This window comes from Parcubacteria group bacterium CG10_big_fil_rev_8_21_14_0_10_36_14 (assembly GCA_002772895.1).
Classification (GTDB): domain Bacteria; phylum Patescibacteriota; class Patescibacteriia.
This window is the reverse complement of record PFCS01000020.1, coordinates 1087-1813: the sequence shown is the minus strand read 5'-3', so window position 1 is coordinate 1813 and position 727 is coordinate 1087. Positions and strand designations below refer to the sequence as shown.

At 29.0% G+C, this 727-nt stretch carries 2 protein-coding genes; both read left to right on the top strand.

The features are described 5' to 3' along the window. Positions 1-220 (top strand): hypothetical protein (locus COU51_01480; GenBank protein PIR66896.1); only part of this gene is annotated, 220 nt, incomplete at its 5' end. Positions 221-249: 29 nt separating this feature from the next. After that, a partial coding sequence (locus COU51_01475; GenBank protein PIR66895.1) for a restriction endonuclease subunit S occupies positions 250-727 on the top strand: 478 nt, incomplete at its 3' end.

Sequence of the window (727 nt, the reverse complement as noted above, 5' to 3'; positions counted from 1 at the left end):
TGCTGTTACTGTTGAAGATTCAACAAGTGGTTCTGGTCGTGCAGGAATTAAAGTTTTTCAACTTATTGAGGGTGGAGGAGAAATTTCAAAAGAAGCAAAAAATTCTTCAGTGAGCAGAATTTCTTTTTCTGTATATGTTGATACTTGGACAAAACAAGAAGAAGCAAATTTTAAAGCACAAAATAATCGATTGAATCAAGGGAATGATTCTTATATATAATAGAGAAGAAATTATTTATGTAAATTAATATGAAAACTAACCAATTACAAAAAAATATTCCAAAAGAATGGCAATTAACAAAACTTGCTGATATTGGAGTTTTTTCAAAAGGAGCTGGTATTGCAAAAGAAGAACTTTCAGAAAATGGGCATAATGCTATTCGCTATGGTGAACTTTACACAAGGTATAATGTTAAAATTAATAAGATTTATTCTTTTATATCAGACAAAATAATTCCACTTACTAAAAAAATTAAATACGGGGATATTTTATTTGCAGGTTCAGGAGAAACAATTGATGAAATCGGGAAATCTGCAACATATTTATTAAAAGAAGATTGCTACGCAGGTGGAGATGTCATTATTTTTAGTCCTAAAAATGCCAATAGTTTATTTTTATCCTATTTTTTAAATTTTGGTGAAGGAAGAAAAAAACTTAGAGAACTTGGGCAAGGACAATCAATAGTTCATATTTATAAGAGCGATATGGAGGAAATAAAATTACATC